The organism is Variovorax sp. AC194 (genome assembly GCF_979257995.1).
On sequence record NZ_OZ409823.1, the window covers coordinates 2,610,921 to 2,633,095 of the forward strand.

The 22,175-nt window shown below is 67.4% G+C and carries 23 protein-coding genes; 13 read left to right on the forward strand and 10 right to left on the reverse strand.

The features are described 5' to 3' along the window. Nucleotides 1–8 precede the first annotated feature (8 nt). Nucleotides 9–416 (forward strand): cupin domain-containing protein, encoded by a 408-nt coding sequence (locus ACZYRS_RS12505; RefSeq protein ID WP_463419526.1) that lies wholly within the window; start codon nucleotides 9–11, stop codon nucleotides 414–416. A 33-nt stretch (nucleotides 417–449) separates the two neighbouring features. Here ACZYRS_RS12505 and mog read toward each other — a convergent pair whose 3' ends face one another. Both mog and yjgA read right to left on the reverse strand, forming a co-directional pair. After that, nucleotides 450–1,043: a molybdopterin adenylyltransferase gene (gene mog, locus ACZYRS_RS12510; protein WP_463419527.1), complete on the reverse strand. Its 594-nt coding sequence runs from the start codon at nucleotides 1,041–1,043 to the stop codon at nucleotides 450–452. Next, nucleotides 1,040–1,696 (reverse strand): ribosome biogenesis factor YjgA, encoded by a 657-nt coding sequence (yjgA, locus tag ACZYRS_RS12515; RefSeq protein WP_042576993.1) that lies wholly within the window; start codon nucleotides 1,694–1,696, stop codon nucleotides 1,040–1,042. The genes mog and yjgA overlap by 4 nt, the downstream gene beginning before the upstream one ends. A 116-nt stretch (nucleotides 1,697–1,812) precedes the next feature. Between yjgA and pmbA the strand changes: the two genes are divergently transcribed. Both pmbA and ACZYRS_RS12525 read left to right on the forward strand, forming a co-directional pair. Next, nucleotides 1,813–3,183 carry a metalloprotease PmbA gene (pmbA, locus tag ACZYRS_RS12520; RefSeq protein ID WP_198787358.1) on the forward strand — a complete coding sequence of 457 codons (1,371 nt, stop codon included), beginning with the start codon at nucleotides 1,813–1,815 and terminating at the stop codon, nucleotides 3,181–3,183. Between the two features lie 78 nt (nucleotides 3,184–3,261). Beyond that, nucleotides 3,262–4,206: a cupin domain-containing protein gene (locus tag ACZYRS_RS12525; protein ID WP_463419528.1), complete on the forward strand. Its 945-nt coding sequence runs from the start codon at nucleotides 3,262–3,264 to the stop codon at nucleotides 4,204–4,206. Between the two features lie 6 nt (nucleotides 4,207–4,212). Here ACZYRS_RS12525 and ACZYRS_RS12530 read toward each other — a convergent pair whose 3' ends face one another. The 3 genes from ACZYRS_RS12530 to ACZYRS_RS12540 form a co-directional block, all read right to left on the reverse strand. Next, the gene (locus ACZYRS_RS12530) at nucleotides 4,213–5,448 is read right to left on the reverse strand and encodes an MFS transporter (RefSeq protein ID WP_463419529.1); all 1,236 of its coding nucleotides are present in this window, start codon (nucleotides 5,446–5,448) and stop codon (nucleotides 4,213–4,215) included. 196 nt (nucleotides 5,449–5,644) lie between these two features. Next, entirely contained in the window at nucleotides 5,645–6,097 is a 453-nt protein-coding gene (locus ACZYRS_RS12535) for a DUF4124 domain-containing protein (RefSeq protein WP_463419530.1), read from the reverse strand. A 139-nt stretch (nucleotides 6,098–6,236) separates the two neighbouring features. After that, the gene (locus ACZYRS_RS12540; RefSeq protein ID WP_463419531.1) at nucleotides 6,237–7,973 is read right to left on the reverse strand and encodes a M4 family metallopeptidase; all 1,737 of its coding nucleotides are present in this window, start codon (nucleotides 7,971–7,973) and stop codon (nucleotides 6,237–6,239) included. Between the two features lie 332 nt (nucleotides 7,974–8,305). On the opposite strand from ACZYRS_RS12540, the gene ACZYRS_RS12545 reads away from it, so the two are divergent. The 9 genes from ACZYRS_RS12545 (at nucleotide 8,306) to ACZYRS_RS12585 (ending at nucleotide 17,691) form a co-directional block, all read left to right on the forward strand. Next, nucleotides 8,306–9,586 carry an ABC transporter substrate-binding protein gene (locus ACZYRS_RS12545; protein WP_463419532.1) on the forward strand — a complete coding sequence of 427 codons (1,281 nt, stop codon included), beginning with the start codon at nucleotides 8,306–8,308 and terminating at the stop codon, nucleotides 9,584–9,586. Further along, on the forward strand, nucleotides 9,583–10,464 hold the full coding sequence (locus ACZYRS_RS12550; RefSeq protein ID WP_463419533.1) for a carbohydrate ABC transporter permease: 882 nt from the start codon (nucleotides 9,583–9,585) through the stop codon (nucleotides 10,462–10,464). The genes ACZYRS_RS12545 and ACZYRS_RS12550 overlap by 4 nt, the downstream gene beginning before the upstream one ends. Beyond that, a complete protein-coding gene (locus ACZYRS_RS12555; RefSeq protein WP_463419534.1) occupies nucleotides 10,446–11,297 on the forward strand; it encodes a carbohydrate ABC transporter permease in 852 nt (283 codons plus the stop codon). The genes ACZYRS_RS12550 and ACZYRS_RS12555 overlap by 19 nt, the downstream gene beginning before the upstream one ends. A gap of 32 nt (nucleotides 11,298–11,329) precedes the next feature. Further along, nucleotides 11,330–12,448 (forward strand): ABC transporter ATP-binding protein, encoded by a 1,119-nt coding sequence (locus ACZYRS_RS12560; RefSeq protein ID WP_463419535.1) that lies wholly within the window; start codon nucleotides 11,330–11,332, stop codon nucleotides 12,446–12,448. Between the two features lie 41 nt (nucleotides 12,449–12,489). Continuing rightward, on the forward strand, nucleotides 12,490–13,539 hold the full coding sequence (locus ACZYRS_RS12565; protein ID WP_463419536.1) for an NAD(P)-dependent alcohol dehydrogenase: 1,050 nt from the start codon (nucleotides 12,490–12,492) through the stop codon (nucleotides 13,537–13,539). A gap of 87 nt (nucleotides 13,540–13,626) precedes the next feature. After that, the gene (locus ACZYRS_RS12570; protein ID WP_463419537.1) at nucleotides 13,627–14,457 is read left to right on the forward strand and encodes an SDR family oxidoreductase; all 831 of its coding nucleotides are present in this window, start codon (nucleotides 13,627–13,629) and stop codon (nucleotides 14,455–14,457) included. Further along, nucleotides 14,457–15,785 carry a flavin-containing monooxygenase gene (locus ACZYRS_RS12575; RefSeq protein ID WP_463419538.1) on the forward strand — a complete coding sequence of 443 codons (1,329 nt, stop codon included), beginning with the start codon at nucleotides 14,457–14,459 and terminating at the stop codon, nucleotides 15,783–15,785. Before ACZYRS_RS12570 ends, ACZYRS_RS12575 begins: the two co-directional genes overlap by 1 nt. A gap of 17 nt (nucleotides 15,786–15,802) precedes the next feature. Continuing rightward, nucleotides 15,803–16,705: a bile acid:sodium symporter family protein gene (locus ACZYRS_RS12580; protein WP_463419539.1), complete on the forward strand. Its 903-nt coding sequence runs from the start codon at nucleotides 15,803–15,805 to the stop codon at nucleotides 16,703–16,705. Beyond that, nucleotides 16,702–17,691, forward strand: a complete 990-nt coding sequence (locus ACZYRS_RS12585) for an SDR family oxidoreductase (protein ID WP_463419540.1) — start codon at nucleotides 16,702–16,704, stop codon at nucleotides 17,689–17,691. Before ACZYRS_RS12580 ends, ACZYRS_RS12585 begins: the two co-directional genes overlap by 4 nt. Here the strand turns inward: ACZYRS_RS12585 and ACZYRS_RS12590 are convergent. Then, nucleotides 17,666–18,583, reverse strand: a complete 918-nt coding sequence (locus ACZYRS_RS12590; RefSeq protein WP_463419541.1) for a LysR family transcriptional regulator — start codon at nucleotides 18,581–18,583, stop codon at nucleotides 17,666–17,668. The two genes, ACZYRS_RS12585 and ACZYRS_RS12590, sit on opposite strands and share 26 nt — an antisense overlap. A gap of 101 nt (nucleotides 18,584–18,684) precedes the next feature. Between ACZYRS_RS12590 and ACZYRS_RS12595 the strand changes: the two genes are divergently transcribed. Beyond that, nucleotides 18,685–19,446, forward strand: coding sequence for a sulfite exporter TauE/SafE family protein (locus ACZYRS_RS12595; RefSeq protein ID WP_463419542.1), 762 nt, complete (start codon nucleotides 18,685–18,687; stop codon nucleotides 19,444–19,446). Nucleotides 19,447–19,452: 6 nt separating this feature from the next. Here the strand turns inward: ACZYRS_RS12595 and ACZYRS_RS12600 are convergent, their stop codons facing one another. The 4 genes from ACZYRS_RS12600 to ACZYRS_RS12615 form a co-directional block, all read right to left on the reverse strand. Next, on the reverse strand, nucleotides 19,453–19,929 hold the full coding sequence (locus ACZYRS_RS12600; RefSeq protein ID WP_463419543.1) for an NUDIX domain-containing protein: 477 nt from the start codon (nucleotides 19,927–19,929) through the stop codon (nucleotides 19,453–19,455). Beyond that, nucleotides 19,929–20,378, reverse strand: coding sequence for a GatB/YqeY domain-containing protein (locus ACZYRS_RS12605; protein WP_198784829.1), 450 nt, complete (start codon nucleotides 20,376–20,378; stop codon nucleotides 19,929–19,931). The genes ACZYRS_RS12600 and ACZYRS_RS12605 overlap by 1 nt, the downstream gene beginning before the upstream one ends. Before the next feature lie 111 nt (nucleotides 20,379–20,489). After that, the gene (gene rpsU / locus ACZYRS_RS12610; protein ID WP_007833691.1) at nucleotides 20,490–20,702 is read right to left on the reverse strand and encodes a 30S ribosomal protein S21; all 213 of its coding nucleotides are present in this window, start codon (nucleotides 20,700–20,702) and stop codon (nucleotides 20,490–20,492) included. Nucleotides 20,703–20,937: 235 nt separating this feature from the next. Continuing rightward, nucleotides 20,938–22,170, reverse strand: coding sequence for a BaiN/RdsA family NAD(P)/FAD-dependent oxidoreductase (locus tag ACZYRS_RS12615; RefSeq protein WP_463419544.1), 1,233 nt, complete (start codon nucleotides 22,168–22,170; stop codon nucleotides 20,938–20,940). Nucleotides 22,171–22,175: the final 5 nt, after the last annotated feature.

Sequence of the window (22,175 nt, forward strand, 5' to 3'; positions counted from 1 at the left end):
GACAACCCATGACCCGTTTCCATAAGACCTGCAATTCCCTCGCCCTCGCGCTCGGCGTGTTTGCCGCGATGCCCGCCCTGGCCGCGCCTGAAGCCGCCGCGACCGTCCTCATGACGAAGGACCTGGCGGACATGCCCGGCAAGGAGGCGATCTCGTTCATCGTGGACTTTCCGCCGGGCTCGGTAGACCCCGTCCACCGCCACGACGCCCACGCCTTCATCTACGTGCTCCAGGGATCGATCGTCATGGGCGTGAAGGGCGGCAAGGAGGTCACGCTGACGCCGGGCCAGACCTTCTACGAAGGCCCGGGCGACATCCACACGGTCGGCCGCAATGCCAGCAAGACCAAGCCGGCGAAGTTCCTGGTGACGATGGTCAAGGACAAGGGCGCGCCGCTGCTGACGCTGGTCAAGTAGCCAGCGGAAAAGCGGAAAAAGCGGAAAGAGCGCTCAGCGCGCGGGCCGGATCGCCGACTTGGGCCGGAAGGCCTTGCAGACCGCGTCGTCGGTTTCCAGGTACGGCCCGCCGACGAGGTCGATGCAGTAGGGCACCGCCGCGAAGATGCCCGGCACGACCTGCGCGCCATCGGCATCCTTCAGCCCTTCGAGCGTTTCCGCGATCGACTTGGGCTGGCCCGGCAGGTTGATGATCAGGCTCTTGCCGCGGATGACCGCCACCTGCCGCGAGAGGATCGCGGTCGGCACGAAGCGCAGGCTGATCTGGCGCATCTGCTCGCCGAAGCCGGGCATTTCCTTGTGGGCCACGGCCAGCGTGGCCTCGGGGGTCACGTCGCGCAGCGCGGGGCCGGTGCCGCCGGTGGTCAGCACCAGCGAACAGCCGGCGTCGACCAGCTCGATCAGCGTGGCGCTGATCAGGGCCGTTTCGTCGGGAATCAGGCGGGGTTCGAATTCGAGGGGGTTCTTCAGCGCCCGGCCGAGCCACTCTTTCAGCGCGGGCAGCCCCTTGTCCTCGTAGGTGCCGCTGGAGGCGCGGTCGCTGACGGAGACGATGCCGATGCGCACCGGGTCGAACGACGAACTCATGCGTCCTCTTCCCGGTCCTGCGCGGCGGCGGCCGCGGCGTGGTCGTCGCCGCCGTGCACGGCCAGTTGCTCCCGCACCAGCTGGAAGATCTCGCGGTAGGCCTTGCCCTGGCGGGGCGCCTCGCCGGCCGGGCCGGTCTTCATGTCCTTGCGGGCCTGGCGCACCAGGGCGCGCAGCTGCTGGGAGTCGGTGGCGGGGTGGGTCTCGATCCAGCCGCCCAGGGCGTCGTCGTCGGCGATCAGCCGGTCGCGCCAGCGCTCGGCCTCGTGCAGGGCGGCGGTTTCGGCGGCCGGCGTGCTGTTCTGCTCGGTCAGCGCGAGCTTCACGGCCTCCAGCACCTCAGGTTCGAGCTTGCGCATGAGCTTGCCGATGAACTGCATCTGGCGGCGCTTGCCCTCGAAGTTGGTGATGCGCTTGGCCTCGGCGACGGCGTCGACCAGTTTTTCGTCCAGCTGGAGGGCATCGAACAGGGCGGCGCGCAGCGTGAGCAGCTCGGTGCCGAGCTTTTGCAGTTCGTCGCTTTCGCGCTTGAGATCGGTGCGGCTGGCTTCGTCGGTGCCCTTGAGCTCACGCTTGAGCTCCAGGTCGAGTTCGCTGCCTTCGGCAACGAACTGGCCACGAACGAAATAGCCTTTTTTGGGTTTGCGGGACATGTGGGTGGATTCTGGGCCGCGCCGTGCGGCGTTGCAATGCGCAACAGACAACGCGAGACAGCGGGAAGCTGGGGGGAAAACCGGGAAATGGGGGGCGCAAGTATCATAGCCACCACATGACGACATCCTCCTCGCGCGCCGATTCCGGCTTCGCCTACAGCCGCTCCTTCTTCGAAAACCTGGTCGACACGGCCCTGGCCCACGCCAAAAAGCTCGGTGCGACCGATGCCGGCGCCGAGGCCTCCGAGGGCTGCGGGCTCAGCGTCTCGGTCCGCAAGGGCGAACTCGAGAACGTCGAGCGCAACCGCGACAAGTCCCTCGGCATCACGGTCTACGTGGGCCACCGCCGCGGCAACGCGAGCACCTCCGACTTCTCCGAGGGCGCCATCAAGCAGACCGTGCAGGCCGCCTACGACATCGCCCGCTTCACCGCCGAAGACCCCGTGAGCGGCCTTCCCGACGAGGAAGACATCGCCAAGGAACACCCCGAGCTGGACCTGTTCCACCCCTGGGATGTGACCAGCGAGCAGGCCGCCAAGCTGGCCCTGGAATGCGAGGCTGCTGCCCTTTCCACCGACAAGCGCATCACCAACAGCGAAGGCGCGGGCGTCTCGGCCCAGCAGAGCCACTTCTTCAGCGCCCACACGCACGGCTTTCGCGGCGGCTACGCCAGTTCGCGGCATTCGATTTCGGTGGCACCCATCGCCGGCAAGGGCGACAACATGCAGCGCGACGCCTGGTACAGCTCCATGCGCTCGGCCGACGAACTCGCAAGCCCCGAGGCCGTGGGCCGCTACGCCGCCGAACGGGCCTTGAGCCGCCTGAAGTCGCGCAAGATCAAGACCACCGAATGCCCGGTGCTGTTCGAGTCGCCGCTGGCCGTGGGCCTGCTGGGCGGGCTGGTGCAGGCCGTGAGCGGCGGGGCGCTGTACCGCAAGAGCACCTTCCTGCTCGATTCGCTCGGCAAGCCCGTGGTGGCCAAGCACATCGACGTGGCCGAAGACCCGCACGTGATGCGCGGCAAGGGCAGCTCGCCCTTCGACGACGAAGGCGTGACCACGCGCGCGCGCAAGGTGGTCGACGCGGGGCGGCTCGAGGGCTATTTCCTCTCGACCTACTCGGCCCGCAAGCTGGGCATGAAGACCACCGGCAACGCCGGCGGCTCGCACAACTTGACGCTGAGCTCGCGCCTGACCAGGCACGGCGACGACCTGGACGCCATGCTCGCCAAGCTGGGCACCGGCCTCTTCGTGATCGAGCTGATGGGGCAGGGCGTGAACTACGTGACCGGCGACTACTCGCGCGGCGCGAGCGGCTTCTGGGTCGAGAAGGGCCGCATCGCCTTCCCCGTGGAGGAGATCACCATCGCCGGCAACCTCAAGGACATGCTGATGGGCATTGAAGCCATCGGCGCCGATGCCTACACTTTCGGTGCAAAGACCACGGGGTCGATTCTGGTCAACCGCATGAAGGTGGCCGGCGCCTGACAGGCGGCCGCCTGTCGGTACCGCCGTCCACGGCGCGCATGCTCGGAAGCATCCTGCGGTTCAATCCAGGGAGACGCCATGAGCAGACCACACACCGCCCGCAAGCCCGAACTCGAGCATGAACTGCTGCGCGACCCGCGCCTGGGCTTCGAGCCGGCGGGCGGCAGTTCGGTGCGCTGCCTGCAGCACGGCGCGCCCTGGCCGTTCGACTGCTGGCACTACCACGACGAGTACGAGCTGCAGTGCATCAACCGCAGCAGCGGCGACGTCTACGTCGGCAACCACATCGGCCGCTTCGAGCCGGGCTACGTGGCGCTGGTGGGTGCGCGCCTGCCGCACACCTGGATCTCCGACGACGTGCCGCCCGAGGGCATCGTCGGGCGCAGCATGGTCATCCACTTTCGCGACGAGCCGCTGCGCAAGGCCACGGGCCTGTTCCGCGAGCTGGAGGCGGTGTTGCCGATGCTCGACCGGGCGAAGCTCGGTGTGGAGTTCTTCGGCATCGGCGACCGGGTGCGCGAGCGTTTCCTGCGCGTGCAGGCGCAGGAGGGCATGGCCCGCCTGGCGGAATTCATCGCGCTGCTGCACGAGCTGGCGAACTGGAAAGACTGGCGCCAGATCTCCAGCGCCACCGGGACGCTGGACGACGACCCGAGCGCCAACACCCGCATGCGCCGCGTGCTCGACTACCTCGACGCACACTTGACCGAAGAGCTCTCGCTGCCGGCCGTGTGCGCCGTGGCCAACATGGCCGAGAGCAGCTTCTCGCGCTACTTCCACAAGCACATGGGCAGCACGTTCACCGATTTCGTCACACGGCTTCGCATCACCAAGGCCTGCGAGATGCTGCAGACCTCCGACCGGCTGGTGAGCGACATCTGCTACGAGGTGGGGTTTGCGAACCTCGCGAATTTCAACCGGCGCTTCCTGCAACTCAAGGGCATGACGCCCTCGGCCTACCGCCAGCAGGCGCAGGACCGCTTCGGCCTGCGCTCGGGGCAGGCGACGCCGGCCGCAGCCTGAGCTTTTTCAGCCGCCGCTGTCCCGCGGCGTCAGGTGCCGGGTCGCGGCCCAGAACGCCAGCGCGGCGCCGCTGGTGAGGGCGCCCGCGAGGCAGACGCTGTTCCAGCCGCCGTGCGCGTACAGCATCGTCGAGACGATCGATCCCGTCGCGGAGCCGATCGAATAGAAGACCATGTAGCCGGCGACCAGCCGGCTCTGCGCCTCGGGGCGCACGCGGTAGATCAGGCTCTGGTTGGCCACGTGCACCGACTGCAGGCCGAAGTCGATCGCGACCACGCCGACCGCCATCGCCCAGAGCGACCACGGCAGCAGCGCGATGAGCCCCCACGACAGCAGCATGACCACCAGGCCGATGCAGGTGGTGCGCTGCGCCCGGCCGCTGTCCGCCTGCCGGCCCGCGCGCGCGGCGCCCAGCGCACCCGCCGCCCCGGCCAGTCCGAAGAGGCCCACCTGCGTGTGCGACAGCGCAAACGGCGCCGCAGTCAGCGGCAGCACCATCGGCGTGAGCAGCATCGTGACGGCCATGAAGATCAGCATGGCGAGCACCGCGCGGATGCGCAGCACGGGCTCCTCGGCAAAGAGCGTGAACACCGAGCGGATCAGCTGCACGTACGGGATGCGCACCGAAGGCGGCGCGTGCCGGGGAAGCGCCTTCCACAGCAGGGCGGCGACGACCAGCGTGGCCGCGGCCGACACCAGGTACACCGAGCGCCAACCAAAAAGATCAGACAGCGTGCCCGACACCGCGCGCGCGAGCAGGATGCCCACGACGATGCCGCTCGTCACGACGCCGACCACGCGCCCGCGCTCGCCCGGCGGCGCCGTGAGCGCGGCGTAGGCGACCAGCACCTGCGTCACGACGGCCAGCACGCCGACGGCCGCCATCGCCGGCAACAGCACCACCGCGCTGGGCGCGAGTGCCACGCACAGGAGCGCGATCACCGACAGCAGCGACTGCCCCACGATCAACCGCCGCCGGTCGATCAGGTCGCCCAGCGGCACCACCAAGAGGAGCCCGAGGCCATAGCCCACCTGCGTGATCGTGATGACGATGCCGACCGCGGCGGGGCGGATGCCGAAGGTGGCGGCGAGCGTGTCGAGCAGCGGCTGCGCGTAGTAGACGTTGGCCACCGCGAGCCCGCAGGCGATGGCGAACAGCAGCGCCATCGCCGAGGAGATGGCGGGCGCGGTGGCGTGTGCGTTCGAGGGGCGGGCCGCGGCCGGGTCGAGGTTCAGTTGCATGGCGGTGTTCGTTGCGGCCAGATGAAGCGGGAACGGCATCTGGTTTCAAAAGAAGACCGGGCGGATTCTAGTTATCTGGTTTTACATTGCAACCGATAGGGGCAAGGCGAAGTGGGGGTGCCGTTCATTCCAACGCCCGGGATTTCGAGCAGAACCGGTTGTTCGTTCTGTCATCGGCGCCGCGGCGCCGGAGCGATCACTTGCAGAAGGACTTGATGTCGTTCTGCGCCACGTCGCGGTCGTACTGATCGATGGGTTTGCCGTTGCTGTGCCGCAGGGTGCCGTCGAGCACATCCCTGGCGAGGGTGCACCGCGAGGCGTCGGTGCCGTTCTCTCTGCCACCCGAGACGGACCTGGGCCTTGCTGCGGGCGGCCCGTAGGGCGGTCCGCCCGTCGCTGTCTGCGATGGCGGTGCGGCCCGGCTCCACGCGCGCCAGTCTTCCTGCGGCGCGGAGGCTTGCGGTGGTGGTGCGGGGGCTGGCTTGACTTCCACGGTCCTGGCGTTGCCCGCATCGGCCTTGCGCTCGGAGTAATGCGTCTGGCCCTGCACATCGACCCACTTGTAGATTTCCGCATGGCCCGCGGATGGAAGAAGCAGCACCGCGAGAAGGGCGCAGGTCACGTACCGGCGAGGAGTCGAGCGTTGCATCGTCAGGGCCGTGTGCATGGCACCTGCGTGCAGCGTGCGAATGCGGATGGATGAATCGGTGGCACCGATTCTGGCCCGGATGATGCCCGACTGGCGGCGCTTGTCGCGAGCCAGTCGGGGGGCCTTCAGCGCAGGCCGGTCAATTCACCAGGACGGCGCTCCAGGCGCGAGCAACGGCGGCCGTCTCGACGGAGTTGGTGCCGTAGAGGTCGGCGGCCGCTTGAATCGATGCGGCGCGGGCGTTCGGGTATGTCGAGTTGGAGTTCAGGTACACCGTCAGGGTGCGGTACCAGATCTTGCCGGCCTTGTCGCGGCCGATGCCTGCGAGCTTCGTGTCGCCGTTGCACACCAGCTCGCTCTTGTCCAACTTTTTATCCGTCGATGGCGCTACCGAACCTTCGGCCAGAAGGTAGAAGAAGCGGTTGCCCACGCCTGAGGTGAGGTGCGGGTCGTGCATCGCCCTCTCCTCCTTCGTCGCACCCTTGAATTCACGGTTGAGATAGCAGACGAAAGAGCGCCCGTCGAGATCCTGCTTGTACATCTTGCGCAGGCCGCCATCGATGACCTTGTCGCCGACGACGTAATTCCCCGGAGCGACCGGATTGTTGGCGTAGTACTTCACGAGCGTTCCGAAAATGTCGGACGTCGACTCGTTCAGCCCGCCAGCGTCGCGCGAGTACTCGAGCCGTGCCGTGTGTTGCGTTACCCCGTGCGCCATCTCGTGGCCCGCGACGTCAATGGTGACGACGGGTCTGGGTAGGGAGGAGCCCGGCTGTCCGTCACCGTAAGCCATCGCACCTTCGGGATGCCATTGGGCATTCGCGCCAGTTGTGTTTCTGAACTCGTCGGCATAAAAAATCACGTGCGCGTAGCTCTTCACACCCGTGCCGTCATTGAAGATGCCGTTGCGACCGTGGACATCCTTGAAATAGTCCCAGGTCTTTGCGACGCCGTAGCTGATATCGGCGGCCACGGTTTTGCGGTCGTTCGTCGTGTTGTCGCCCCACCTGTTGTTGGTGCTCGTGAACGGCACGAGATCGGGTGCATCCCCCAGATCGTTCGACAGCAGACCGCGCCCATCGAGCACCGCGCCATTGCCGCGGGTCGGGTCGACCATTCGATAGCTGTTGACACCCGTCTGGTCCGTGGTGATCTGCAGGTCGCCGTAGTAGAGCGATTCCCCGATGCCATTGGCTGCGATTCTCTTGTTGATGTCCTGCGAATCCAGGACGATGCCCTCGCTCGCGTCCACGTAGTAGACGACGGAGGCTCCGTGGTTCGCAGCGGGCCTTCCGAACACCCGGACCTCATAGGCCAGCACCGGCGTCTCGTCGCGAGCGAAGACCACGAGATAGGGCGCCTCGGAGCGCATCGCGCCGTTGCCGAACTCTTCGCTCGCAATGCGCTTCGCACGATCAAAGCCGATGTCCGGCGCATTCTGGATGACCGTTCGCCCATCGACCTTGGCCAGCGTTGCGCGCAGCTGGATCGCGTTGCGCAACGTCAGGCTGGGCGTTGCCAGCTGGCCTTGCTTGGAGTGCACCACCACATCACCGCCGATCACATGCAGCCCCTGGTGAAAGCGATCGAAGCGCACATGCTCGGTCCCATCCTTGTCCACGATCACATCGCGCGGCTTGAACTCATCGCCCTGCGTGGGTGGTGCCGCGCTGCTCGCAAAGCCCTGCGAATCCGCCGACCGGCGAGCTGGCGCCGGTGCCGGTTTCGCCACGCTGAAGCTCGCCGGATTGCTCTGGATCAGCGCCAGCGCGCGGTCGACTGCCGCCTTCCTGTCCGCCTCCGCATCCGCGGCGAAGGCGCCATGCCCCGCCAACGCCAACACCGCGGCAACGACAACTTTGATTCTGGTTTTCATAGGCATTCCACAAAAGGTGATGTAAGGGATCAACACATACCGGCCGGCCGAAACTTGTGACCTCGGCGATTGGCCGCGTGGATTACATCGGGGAACGCATGCAGCGTCGATACAGGGGAAGTAGTCGAATTCGAGCTATTTCTTCATGCGCGTTTTTTGCCTGCAAACCTAGGCGTTGCAATGAAATAAAAGCGACTATCTCGCGCACCCCCGGCTAAACCCCAAGTCCGCTGGTCATGGAAATACCAGTCCGCCAGCGCGCGTGTACGCAGCGCGCGGCGGGGCCTGCATACGCTTCGTTCCTCTCACACACAAGCACAAGGAGACGAACGATGACGAACCGATTCACTCGCCGCGCCACCGCCGGCGCGCTGTTGCTGGCGGCACTGGCCATGGCCGGCAATGTGCAGGCCCAGCAGGCCTGCAAGGACGATGTGCGCGTGCTTTCGCAACCGCGCGACGGCCTCACCTTGCTGGAAAAGTACAAGGACGAGTTCAAGGCCCTGAGCGGCGCCTCGTTCACCATCGACAACCTCAACGAGAACGACCGCCGCACCAAGACGCGGGCCGACGCCTCCACCGTCGGCAAGTACAACGTGTACTACGTCGACGAGGCCAACGTGCCGCTGTTCGCGCAATCCAAATGGATCGTGCCGCTCGCCAAGTACTACCCGGCCGACTACGACTACGCCGACTTCGACCCCGGCCGCCAGAAGGTCGCGACCTTCGCGGGCGAGGCGTGGTTCGCGCCGCTCACCGGCGGCGGCGACCTCCTGGTCTACCGCAAGGACCTGCTGGAGAAGGCCGGCGTGAAGCCGCCCACCACGCTCGACGAATTCGTCGCGGCCGCCAAGAAGTTGAACGACCCGGCCAACGGCATCTACGGCGTCGCCCTGCGCGGGCAGCGCGGCTCGGGCGCCAACGTGTGGCGCTGGATGCCGTTCTTCCGCGGCCTGGGCGGCCAGTGGTTCGAGGGCGACAAGCCGGTCTTCAACTCGCCCGCCGCGGTGAAGGCCACGCAGACTTATCTGGAGCTCTTCAAGTACTCCGCGCCCGGCACCAAGACCGGCGGCTGGGACGAGGCCACCGGCGCCTTCCTCGCGGGCAAGGTCGCGATGCTGGTCGAATCGACGCCGCTCGCGGGCAACGCGCTCGACCCGAAGATGTCCACCGTCATCGGCAAGATCGCCTACCTGTCGCCGCCCGCGCCGCTCACCGGCGGCGGCTACGGCCATGGCCTGGCCATCGGCACCAAGGCCAACAAGACCGAAGAGGCGAAGAAGTGCGCGGGCCTCTTCGTCGCCTGGGCCACCTCCAAGAAGCAGGAGCAGCGGCGCCTGGCCGAAGGGCAGTTCGGCGAACTCAACCGCACCAGCGTGTTGTCCAGCCCCGAGTTCGCCAAGCGCTACGGCGCCGATCTGGGCAAGGCGCTGGCCGACACCGGCAAGCTCACCGCGGTCAACTTCTGGCAGGACGCGGCGTGGCCGGACCTGGGCGACCGCTGGGGGATCATTCTCGAAGAGCTCATCACCGGCTCGCGCACCGACATCCAGGGCGGCCTCGACGAACTCGACGCCTACGCCAAGCAGCTGATCGCACGGCGCAAGAAGTGAAGCCGACGCGAAGCAACAACAAGACGAGGCTGCCGGTCGTCTTCATCGGCCCGGGCCTCCTGGTGCTGGCGGTCCTCGCGCTGGTGCCGACGCTCTTCGCGATCGGCATCTCGCTGCAGGACCGCGAGCTCGGCCAGGCCGATGCCGGCTGGGTCTGGTTCTCGAACTACGTGCAGCTGTTCTCCGACCGGCGTTTTCTCAACTCGGTGCGGGTCTCGCTCATCTGGGAGGTGCTCACGGTCAGCGCCACGATGGGCGTCGCGGTGCTCTTGGGCGTGCTGCTGTTCCAGAACACCTCACCGCGCTGGCGCAACGTGCTGTCGATGCTGTTCATCGTGCCGGTGCTGCTGCCGCGCGTGTCGGCCGCCTTCGTCTGGAAGTTCGCGTTCCATCCGCTGTTCGGCCTGCTGACGTACCCGTACAAGGCGATCACGGGCGAGCCGCTGGACCTGCTGGCCAATCCGCTGACGGCGCTGCTCACCGTGGCCTTCGTCGATGTGTGGCAGTGGGGCCTCTTCTTCGCGGTCATCGTGCTCAAGCTGCTGGAGACGCTGCCGCCCCAGCCCTTCGAGGCCGCGCGCATGGACCATGCGAAGACCTGGGAGGTCTACACCTACGTCGCGCTGCCGATGCTCAAGGCGCCGCTCATCAGCCTGGCCTTCGTGAAGATGGTCGAGTCGCTGCGGGCCTTCGACCTCATCTACGTGATGACGCGCGGCGGCCCCGGAATTTCCACCGAGACGCTGGACATGTACGCCTTCTCGCAGGGCTTCATCGAGTCGGGGCGCATCTCCTACGCCTCGAGCATGGCGGTGCTGATGATGGTCGCATCGACCGTGGCCTTCACCTACATCTGGAAATGGACGAGGCCCTCGTGATGAAGAAGCCGTCTTTCTCTGTCGGCACGCTGCTCGCGCGGCTGGTGCTCATCGGCGCCGGGCTCTCCGCGCTGGTGCCCGTGCTCTGGACCTTCATCAACTCGTTCAAGAACCGGGTGGACATCGTCTCGGCGGTGCCGAAGTTCATCTTCACGCCCACGCTGGAAAACTACGCCTACGTGCTCGGCCGCGAGGCGGTGGCGCAGGGGCTGGTCAACTCGATCGTCGTGGTCGGCGCGGCGGTGGTCATCGGCGCGGTGCTGGGCCTGCCGGCCGCGTATGCGCTCGCGCGCTATCCGCTGCGCTGGGCCGACGACATCCAGTTCTTCGTGCTGTCGATGCGCTTCCTGCCGCCGGTGGCGGTGGCCATTCCGCTCATGGTCATCTGGCTGCAGCTGGAGTTGTACGACACGCGCTTCGCGCTCATCGTGACCTACACGCTGCTCACGCTCTCCACCGTCATCTGGCTCGCCATTCCGGCGTTCAAGGCGGTGCCGAAAGAAGTGGAAGAGGCGGGCCGCGTCGATGGCTACGGGCCCTACGCGATCTTCTTTCGCGTGTCGCTGCCGATCGCCGCGCGCTCGCTCATCGGCGCCATCGCCTTCGGCTTCGTGCTGGTGTGGAACGAGTTCCTCATCGCGCTGATGCTCACCACCTCGGATGCGAAGACGCTGCCCATTATCGCCTCCGAACTCAGCCAGCTCGGGCGCGATGTGCCCTGGGGCATCCTGAATGCGTCGGTCATCCTGCTGTCGGTGCCGCCGCTCTTGATGGTGGGCGTGCTCAGCGGTTTTCTCAACGCCGCGTTCAAGCGCAAACGGGAGGCTGCATGAGCCGCGTCGTTCCTCTTTCCAAAGATCAAAAAATGTCCGCCATCAGCTGTCACCACATCATCAAGCGCTACGGGGAAACGCAGGTCGTGCACGAGTTCGACCTCGACGTGGCCGACAACGAGTTCGTCGTGTTCCTGGGCCCCTCGGGCTGCGGCAAGTCGACCATCCTGCGCATGCTCGCGGGGCTGGAGGACATCAGCGGCGGCGACCTGCACATCGCCGGCCGGCGCGTCAACGACCTGCCGCCGCAGGAGCGCGGCATCGCCATGGTGTTCCAGAACTACGCGCTCTATCCGCACATGACGGTGCGCGACAACATCGCCTTTGGCCTCAAACGCCTGAAGGTGCCCAAGGCCGAGATCGACAGCCGCATCAAGGAGGTGTCGGACACGCTGGGCCTGGAGCGTTACCTGCAGCGCAAGCCCGCTGAGCTCTCGGGCGGCCAGCAGCAGCGCGTGGCGATCGCGCGCGCGATGATCAAGACACCCAAGGTGTTTCTCTTCGACGAGCCGCTCTCCAACCTCGATGCCAAGCTGCGCAACCACATGCGCATCGAGATCGCCAAGCTGCACCAGGCGCTCAAGACGACCACCGTCTACGTCACGCACGACCAGCACGAGGCGATGACGCTGGCCGACCGCATCGTGCTGCTGCGCGACGGGCGCATCGAGCAGGTCGGCTCGCCCAGGGAGATCTTCGAGCGCCCGCGCTCGGCCTTCGTGGCCGGCTTCATCGGCACGCCGCCGATGAACCTGCTCGACATGTGGGTCGAACCGCCCGCCGACGGGCATGTCGTGCTGCGCGGCCCCTTCGGCACGGTGCATGTCGATCCGCGGCGCTTCGCGCTCGGTGGCCGCGCGCGCGTGACGCTGGGCATCCGGCCCGCTCATCTGCAGGTGGACACGAACGAGGGCCGCGACGGCGGCTTTTCCGGCGAGGTCCAGCTCATCGAATACCTCGGCAACGAAGTGCTGGTGAGCTTCGCCCAGAGCGGCGGTCAAGACGGCGGCGAAATCTCCGCGCTCATGCCATCGGCCCGGAGCCCACGCATGCACGACCGCGTGCGCTTCGTCGCCGACCCGCAGCAGGTGCACCTGTTCGACATCGACACCGGCGCCTCGCTGTTGCACGCCGGCACCCCTTTTCACTGAACCCCAATACACACACAAACACCCTTGAGCGAAAGATCGAAATGAAAGCACTGGTCCTGGAAAAGGCGCACGAACTCACGCTGCGCGACGTCGACGTTCCCCTGAACATGGGGCCACGCGACGTGAAGATCCGCATGCACACCGTGGGCGTGTGCGGCAGCGATGTCCACTACTACCAGCACGGCGGCATCGGCCCCTACGTGGTCAACGAGCCGATGATCCTCGGCCACGAAGCCTCCGGCGTGGTCGCCGAGGTGGGCGCCGAAGTCACGCACCTCAAGCCCGGCGACCGCGTGTGCATGGAGCCCGGCATTCCCGAGATGGATTCGCGCGCCACCCGCGAAGGCATCTACAACCTGGACCCCGCCGTGCGCTTCTGGGCCACGCCGCCGATCCACGGCTGCCTCACGCCGTTCGTGGTGCATCCGGCCGCGTTCACCTTCCGCATGCCCGACAACGTGAGCTTCGGCGAAGGCGCGATCGTCGAGCCGCTGGCCATCGGCCTGCAGGCCGCGAAGAAGGCCGCGCTGAAGCCCGGCGACGTCGCGGTCGTCATCGGCGCGGGCACCATCGGCGCGATGACCGCGCTCGCGGCGCTGGCCGGCGGCGCGGCCCGCGTGATCCTCGCGGACCTCGTGCCCGAGAAGCTGGCGCTCTTCGCCAACAACCCGGCCGTGACGACGGTGAATGTGCACGATGCGAACCTCGCAGACACCGTGAAGACGCTGACCGACGGCTGGGGCGCGAACGTCGTCTTCGAAGCCAGCGGCAGCACGCGCGCCTACGAGGGCATCTTCGAGTTGCCATGCCCCGGCGGCTGCGTCGTGATCGTGGGCTGCCCGCCCGCCAAGGTCGCGTTCGACATCGTCGCGATCCAGGCGAAGGAGTTGCGCATCGAGTCGGTGTTCCGCTACGCCAACATCTTTCCGCGCGCGCTCGCGTTGATCGCTTCGGGGCAGGTGAACGTGAAGCCGTTCATCTCGCGCACCTTTGCGTTCGAGGATGGCATCCAGGCCTTCGAGGAGGCGGCGGCGGGGAGGGCGAGCGATGTGAAGATACAGATCGAGTTTCCGGCGACAGCGCCGGTCTGAGCGACGCTGCGAGGGAAAACGCCGGGGAGTGCGGCGCGGGTGCGCGGCTAAAGTGGCTGCGTTTTGCCACTCGCCGCCTCATCGCATATGCCATTTTCGTTTCGCAACGTCGTCCTCACCGGAGCCTGTGGAGGCCTGGGCCAGGCACTGGCGCGCGAGTTGATCGACGGTGGCGCGCAGGTGGCACTGGTCGGTCTCGACGTCGCGAAGCTGGAAGCGCTGCTTGCGCTGGCACCTGGGCGCTGCGCGGCCTACACGCCCGATGTGTCGGACAGCGCCGCGATGCAGTCCATGGCCATCGACTGGATGGCCAGGGCCGGCGTGCCGGACCTCGTGATCGCCAATGCGGGCGTGGCGGGTGGCTTCGACACTGCGGAGGCCGATGACCTTGAGGTATTGCGCCGCATGCTGGAGATCAACCTGCTCGGCGCGGCGACCACCTTCCAGCCGTTCGTGAAGCCGATGCGTGCGCAGCAGCGTGGCGCATTGGTCGGCGTGGCCAGCATCGCGGGATGGCGCGGCATGCCGGGCAACGGCGCGTACTGCGCGAGCAAGGCGGGGCTGATCCGTTATCTCGAAAGTCTGCGTGCCGAGTTGCGCGAGACGGGCATCACGGTGCACACCGTGAGCCCCGGCTACATCCGCACTGCGCTGACGGCGGGCAACCGCTTCGCGATGCCGGGTTTGCTCGAAGCCGACGAGGCCGCGCATCAGCTGCTTGCCGGCGTGCGTGCAGGGCGCGAACAGATCGTGCTGCCGCGCCGCATCGGCTGGCTCTCGAAGCTCTTGAACCTGCTGCCCGAGAAGCTGCACGACCGCGTGCTGCGCGGGCAGCCGCGCAAGCCGCGCGTGGGCGAGGCGGGTGCCACCGCCATTCCCGGTCTTTCCGGCGTCTCAGACAAACATCCACCGCACTGATGGCAGACAACGTCCCCACCCACGAGAAGATCGCGCTCATCGGCGCCGGCCCATCCGGCCTTGCAGGGGCGCGCAACCTGCAGAAGCACGGCGTTCCCTTCCAGGGCTTCGAGGCGCACAGCGACGTGGGTGGCCTCTGGGACATCGAAAACCCGCGCTCCACGGTCTATCACTCGGCACACCTGATCTCCAGCAAGCGCACCACCGAATTCGCCGAGTTCCCGATGGCCGACACCGTGGCCGACTACCCGAGCCACCGCGAGTTGCGCCGCTACTTCAGCGACTTCGCCGACCGCTTCGGGCTGCGGGAGCACTTTCGCTTCAACACGCGCGTGCTGCGCGTGGAGCCGGTGAGCGAAGCGCCCGACACGCGCTGGCGCGTGACCGTCGATACCGGCGGCGGCGCCGGCGAGACGGCCGAATACAAGGGCGTGGTCATTGCCAACGGCACGCTCGCCGAGCCCAAGCGCCCGCGCTTCGACGGGCACTTCGATGGCGAGCTGCTGCACACCAGCGACTACAAGCACCCCGAGCTTTTCAAGGACAAGCGCGTGCTGATCGTCGGCGCGGGCAACTCGGGCTGCGACATCGCGGTCGATGCGGTGCACTACGCCAGGAGCGTGGACATCTCGGTGCGGCGCGGCTATTACTTCGTGCCGAAGTACGTCTTCGGCAAACCCGCCGACACGCTCGGCGGCAAGCGGCCGCTGCCGCCGTGGCTCAAGCAGCGGGTCGATGCGACGGTGCTCAAGTGGTTCACCGGCGATCCGGTGCGCTTCGGGTTTCCGAAGCCCGACTACCGGATGTACGAGTCGCACCCGATCGTGAATTCGCTGGTGCTGCACCACGTGGGGCACGGCGACATCGGCGTGCGCGGCGACATCGCGCGGCTCGAGGGGCACACGGTGCATTTCAAGGACGGCAGTGCGCGCGACTACGACCTCATCCTGTCGGCCACCGGTTATGCGCTGCACTACCCGTTCATCGACCGCGGGCTGCTCAACTGGGAGGGCATGGCGCCGCGGCTGTACCTCAACATCTTCTCGCCGCGCTTCGAGAATATCGGGGTGCTCGGGATGATCGAGGCGAGCGGCATCGGCTGGCAGGGGCGCTATGAGCAGGCCGAGTTGCTGGCGCGCTATTTCCGCGCGAAGGCGGTCGGCTCGCCCAAGGCCGAGGCGTTGCGCGCGGCGGTGCAGGGGCCCGCGCCCGATCTCTCGGGCGGCTACAAGTACCTGCAGCTCGAGCGCATGGCGTACTACGTGCACAAGGACACCTACCGCGCGGCGGTGCGCAGCGCCTCGGCGGCGCTGGCCGATCCGCGCTGAACGAGGTCACCACTCTCATGCTGCCCGTCGACGAAATCCGCCTTCACTTCAACCCCGCCTCGCTGGTGCTGCTGAACATGGTGCTGGGCTTTTTGATGTTCGGCATTGCGCTGGACACACGCATCGACGACTTCAAGCGCGTCGCGCGCATGCCGGGCGCGATGGCGGTGGGTATCGGCGCGCAGTTCATCGTGCTGCCGGCCGTGACCTTCGCGCTCACGCTCATCCTGAAGCCGGGGCCGAGCATCGCGCTGGGCATGATCCTGGTGGCGTGCTGTCCGCCGGGGAACATCTCGCAGATCCTCACGCACCGCGCGGGCGGCAATGTGGCGCTGTCGGTGTCGATGACGGCGATCTCGAATGCGCTCTCCATCGTCGTCATGCCGCTGAACTTCGCGTTCTGGGGCGGGCTGCATCCGACGGCCTCGGCGCTGCTCAAGACGATTGCGCTCGATCCGCTCGACATGCTGGGGCACATCGTGATGATCATCGGCATTCCGTTCGTGCTGGGCGTGGCCTGCGCGCATCAATTGCCGCGGCTCACGGCGCGCATCAAGAAGCCGGCGCGCATCCTGAGCTTTCTTGCGCTGATCGCGTTCATCGTCGGCGCCATCGCGGGCAACTGGCGCTACTTTCTGGACTACGTGGGGCTGGTGCTGCTGGCGGTGGCGATCCACGATGCGCTGGCCTTCGGCACGGGGTATCTCTGCGCGCGGCTCTCGGGGCTGGGCGATTACGACCGGCGCGCGGTGTCGATCGAGGTGGGCATCCGCAACGCGGGGCTTGGGCTGGTGCTGATCTTCAGTTTCTTCGGCGGCCTCGGCGGCATGGCGGTGGTGGCCGGCGTGTGGGGCTTCTGGGACATCATCGCGGGCCTCGCGCTCGCGAGCTGGTGGGGGCGCAAGCCCGCGACGCCATGAGTGCGCGCCGCGTGCTCGTGACGGGCGGCGATGGGTTTCTGGGGCGCGGCGTGCTGGCTGCGCTGGTGGGGAAATCTCCTGAAGCGCTCGTGTCGCTCGACGTGCGCGAGGTGCCTGCGGAGCGTCGGCTGCCGGGCGTGGTCTATCGGCAGCAGGACGTGCGCGATGCGGGCATTGCCGGCACGCTCGCCGAATACGCGATCGACACGGTCGTGCATCTCGCCTCCATCGTCACGCCGGGCAAGGACTCGAACCGCGCCTTCGAGCATTCGGTCGATGTGGGCGGCACGCGCAACGTGCTCGAAGCCTGCGTGGCGCAGGGCGTGCGGCACATCGTGGTGTCGTCCAGCGGCGCGGCCTACGGGTACCACGCGGACAACCCGGCGTGGATGTCCGAATCGCAGCCGCTGCGGGGCAACCCGGTGTTCGCGTATGCCGACCACAAGCGGCAGGTGGAGGAGATGCTCGCGGACTACCGCGCGATGCACCCCGCGCTCGCACAGACGGTGCTGCGCATCGGCACCATCCTCGGCGAGCGGGTCGACAACCAGATCACCGCGCTGTTCGAGAAGAAGCGGCTGATCGCCATCCGTGGCAGCGCGAGTCCGTTCGTGTTCGTGTGGGACGAGGACGTGACGGGCGCCATCGCGCATGCATTGGGCGATGCGCCGCCCGGTTGCTACAACCTCGCGGGCGATGGCGCGCTCACCATCCACGAGATCGCATCGCGCCTGCGCAAGCGGGCGACCGACTGGCCGGCGGGTGTGCTCAAGGCGGCGCTCGCGGTGGGTTCTGCGTTGGGTGTCAGCCGCTACGGCCCGGAGCAGCTCGACTTCCTGCGCTACCGGCCGGTGCTGCTCAACACGGCGCTGAAGGAGCGCTTCGGCTACGTGCCGCGCAAGACCAGCAGCGAGGCCTTCGACGCGTTCGTCGCAGCGCGTGCGCGGCAGGGGCGGCCGGTCACTTCCGCGTTTTCTTCTTGGTAGCTTCTTCGGGCGGCGCGATGAGGTGCTCGAGCATGCGCCGCGCGTTGATCGGCAGGTCTTCCGACGAGCGCACGCAGGCCATCAGCGTGCGCTCGGCCCAGGCATCGGCGAGCGAGGCGCGCGCGATCTTCATCGAGCGGGCGCAGCGCTCGGCCGCGGTCTGCGGCACGATGCCCACGCCGATGCCGTACTCGACCATGCGGCACACCGCCTCGAAGTTGCGCACGCGCACGCGGTAGGCCAGGTGCTTGCCGAGGGCGCGGACGTGGCCGGTCAGCAGTTGCTGCAGCGCGGTGTCGGCGGGCAGGCCCACGAATTCATCGTCGACCACTTCGGCCAGATGCACGCGCCGGCGCGCGGCCAGCGCATGGCCGCGCGGCATCACGAGCACGAGGTCGTCGCGGCGAAAGGGATGGCATTCGAGGCCCTCGGAATCGATTGCGTCGGAAACGATGCCGATGTCGCAGAGGCCCGCCCGCAGCGCATCGACGGTGTCGGGGCTCGGGCGCTCCTCCAGGTCGACCGAAATGCGCGGGTGCTGCGCGAGAAAGCGGCTGAGCACCTCGGGCAGGTGCTCGGTGAGCGCCGAGGTGCCGCACATGAAGCGCACGTGGCCCTTCAAGCCCTGGCCGTATTCGCCGAGCTCGCCGCGCAGCCGCTCCATCTGCTGCAGCACGACGCGCGCATGGTGCAGCAGCGTGCGGCCGGCCTCGGTGGGGCGCACGCCCTGCGCGTGGCGGGTGAGAAGAGGGCTGCCGAGCGCGTCTTCCATGCCGCGCACGCGCTGGCTGGCCGAGGCGAGCGTCATGTGCGAGCGCTCGGCGCCCGCGGTAAGGCTGCCGGCCTCGACGACGTGGATGAAGAGCCGGAGGTCCGTGAGGTCGAATCGCATGGTGGGCCGCAAGGTAGCACGGGAGCCTCAGCCTGTGCCTGAGGCTGGGTGCGCGAATGCCGCATTTTCAGCGGCACGACTGGCCGGCAGACTCGGCGGCGATGACGATTTTTTCCAACGAACTGACAGCGGGCCACTGGGCTGCGGCCGCTGCCGTATTTCTCCTGGCCGGGGTGATCAAGGGCGTGATCGGGCTGGGGCTGCCGACCGTGTCGATGGCGCTGCTCGCGCTGTGGATGCCACCGGTGCGGGCCGCAGCGCTGCTCATCGTGCCCTCGCTCGTCACGAACATCTGGCAGACCGGGCCGCGCGCGAGCTTCGGCGCGGTGCTGCGGCGCATCGGCGGCATGCAGGCGGGGATCGTGGTGGGCACGCTGGGCGGGGCGGTGTGGCTCGGCGCGCCGGGGGGCGCGTGGGCGTCGGTGGCGCTCGGCGTGGCGCTGGTGGCCTATGCGCTCTGGGGGCTCACCGGGCGGCAGTTGCACGCGCCTGCGGCGCAAGAGTGGTGGCTGGGGCCGCTGGTGGGCGTGGCGACCGGGCTGGTGACGGCGGTGACCGGCGTGTTCGCGGTGCCGGCCGTGCCCTATCTGCAGGCGCTGGGGTTCCAGCGCGATTCGCTGATCCAGGCAATGGGGATTTCGTTCACCACCTCGACCATCGTGCTGGGCATCGGCTTGGCGGGCAACGGCGGCTATCCGATGGCGGCGGTGGGTGGGTCGGTCGCGATGCTGGTGCCGGCGATCGTCGGCATGGTGATCGGGACGTGGCTGCGGCAGAAGCTGCCGGTGGCGGTGTTCAAGCGCTGCTTCCTGGCCGGGCTGGCGCTGCTGGGGACGTACATGGCGGCTCGCGCCATGGCCTGAAGTGCCTCAGGCGACGGACAGCAGCGCGGCGCGCACGCGCTCGATGGTCTGGCGGTAGGGCAGGGCGAAGTCCTCGAGCGGATCGTCCGGGTTCAGCCAGCGGAAGGAGAACACGAGGCCCTCTTCCTCGGGGCTGCCGGTGGCCATGTGCGCGAAGGTCTCGGGCAGCGGCGCCTCGGCGCGCATCAGGAACAGGTGCCACAGCTGCGGATGGCGGTGCGTGTTGCCCTCGACGCCGGCTTCGCATTCGCGGTCCAGCGTGCCGAGCGATTGCAGCGCGCCGGTGAAGTCGATGCCCGATTCCTCGAGCAGTTCGCGCCGTACCGCCACTTCGGGCGATTCGCCGGGCTCGATGGTGCCCTTGGGCAGTTGCGTGTTGCCGTCGCCGGGGTGGCGGAACACCAGCAGCCGGCCCCGCGCGTCGACCAGGCAGGCGCAGGCCTTGAGGATCGGATCGGAAGGGCTGGCGCTGCTGTCGCTCATCAGGCGCCCGTCAAGGCGGCCTTGACCGCTGCGCTGACCTGGCCCATGTCGGCCTTGCCGGCCAGGCGGGTCTTGACCACGCCCATCACCTTGCCCATGTCGCCGGGGCCGCTGGCGCCCAGCTCGGCCACGATGGCTTTCACGGCGGCCACGGTTTCATCGGCGCTCATGCGCTGGGGGAGGTAGACCTCCAGCACCTTGATCTCGGCGGCTTCCTTGTCGGCGAGGTCGGTGCGGCCGCCGGTGGTGAACGCGGCGATCGAGTCCTTGCGCTGCTTGACCATCTTGTCGACGATGGCCACGACCATGGCGTCGTCCAGCTCCACGCGCTCGTCGACTTCCTTTTGCTTCAGGGCCGCGAGCAGGAGGCGGATGGTGCCCAGGCGCTCGGAGTCCTTGGCGCGCATCGCCGTCTTCATGTCTTCGGTGATCTGTTCTTTGAGTGTCATTCGTCAACCTTTCGGAAAAAACAAAAGCCGCGGCAGGTTTCCCTGGCGCGGCTGAGGCAACGGGGCGCGGGCGGTGACTTTCGTCGAGGGCCGGCTGCCCGCAGGTGTTGCTTAGTACAGCTTCTTGGGCAGCTGCATGCTGCGCACGCGCTTGTAGTGGCGCTTGACGGCGGCTGCCTTCTTGCGCTTGCGCTCGGCGGTCGGCTTTTCGTAGAACTCGCGGGCGCGCAGGTCGGTCAGCAGGCCGAGCTTTTCGATGGTGCGCTTGAAGCGACGCAGAGCGACGTCGAAGGGCTCGTTTTCTTTAACGCGGATGGTGGTCATTGATGAATCGTTGAACTGAAGTTGGCTCGGGGAGATCGAGGCCCAAAGCCGGGGTTCCTCAACTGAAATCTTTGGTGGCCGTTGAGGGAAGGCCAAAAGTTAGCCCGCGATTATAGCACTCCCCCAGGCTGCGCGCACTTCGTGTCGCTCCTCCTTCCCCCTCGCCGGGGGCAACACTGGCGGCCCGGCAAAGCCGGTTCCGCGGTGTTCTGGAAGGGATCTTCTCCTTCTCGCTTCAGAGGGCTGTTGCGCACGCGTGGGCGCTCGCCCAAGCCCATTGGAAGTTGTATCCGCCCAACCAACCTGTCACATCGACTACTTCGCCGATGAAATACAGGCCCGGCTGCTTCGATTCCATGGTCTGGGACGACAGATCGCGCGTGTCGACGCCGCCGGCGGTGACTTCGGCCTTCTTGTAGCCCTCGGTGCCGCTCGGGGTGATCTGCCAGCGGGCAATGCGCTCGGACAGCGCCGCCAGCGCCTTGTCGGCCGCTTCGTTCACGGGCCGCTGCAGGGCCGGGTCCTGCCCGACCCAGGCGTCGGCCAGCCGGGAGGGCACCAGCGTGGCCAGCTCGTTGGCGATGCGTTTCTTCGACCGCAGCTTGGCCTCGCCCAGCGCCTCGGCCACATCGGTGCCGGGGGCGAAATCGATGGTGAGCGGGGCGCCCGGCTTCCAGTAGCTCGAGATCTGCAGCACCGCCGGGCCCGAAAGGCCGCGGTGTGTGAAGAGCAGGTCTTCGAGAAAAGCCATCTTTTCTTTCTTCGCCCCCGTCTCGATCCGCACCGGCAGCGCCAGCCCGGCCAGTTCGGCATACGGCGCCCAGCCTTCGCCGCCGAAAGTCAGCGGCACGAGGGCCGGGCGGGGCGTGACCATGCGCAGGCCGAACTGCTCGGCGAGGCGATACCCGAAGTCGCTGGCGCCGATCTGGGGGATCGACAGGCCGCCGGTCGCGATCACCAGCTTCGGCGTCTCGATCACGCCACGATCGCTATCGATTCGATAGCTTCCGGCGCCCGCTGCATCAGCGGTTGCCGGAGAAAAAGCAATGTTCCCCAGCTTGCAGGGCTGCCACCGCGTCACCCCGCCGGCCTCGCATTCCGCCAGCAGCATGTCCACGATCTGCTGCGAGGAGCCGTCGCAGAACAGCTGCCCTTTGTGCTTCTCGTGGAACGCGATGCCGTGCTTCTGCACCAGCTCGATGAACTGCTGCGGCGCATAGCGCGACAGCGCCGAGCGGCAGAAATTCGGGTTGTCGCCGATGAAGTGGCGCTGCGGGGCGCGCACGTCCAGGTCGCGATTGGTGAAATTGGCCCGCCCGCCGCCCGAGATGCGGATCTTCTCGCCGACTTTTTCGCTGTGGTCCACCAGCAGCACCTTGAGCCCGCGCTGGCCCGCCACCCCGGCGCAAAACAGCCCGGCCGCACCGGCGCCAACCACGACCACATCGAACTGGAAAGGAGCGCTCAAGACGG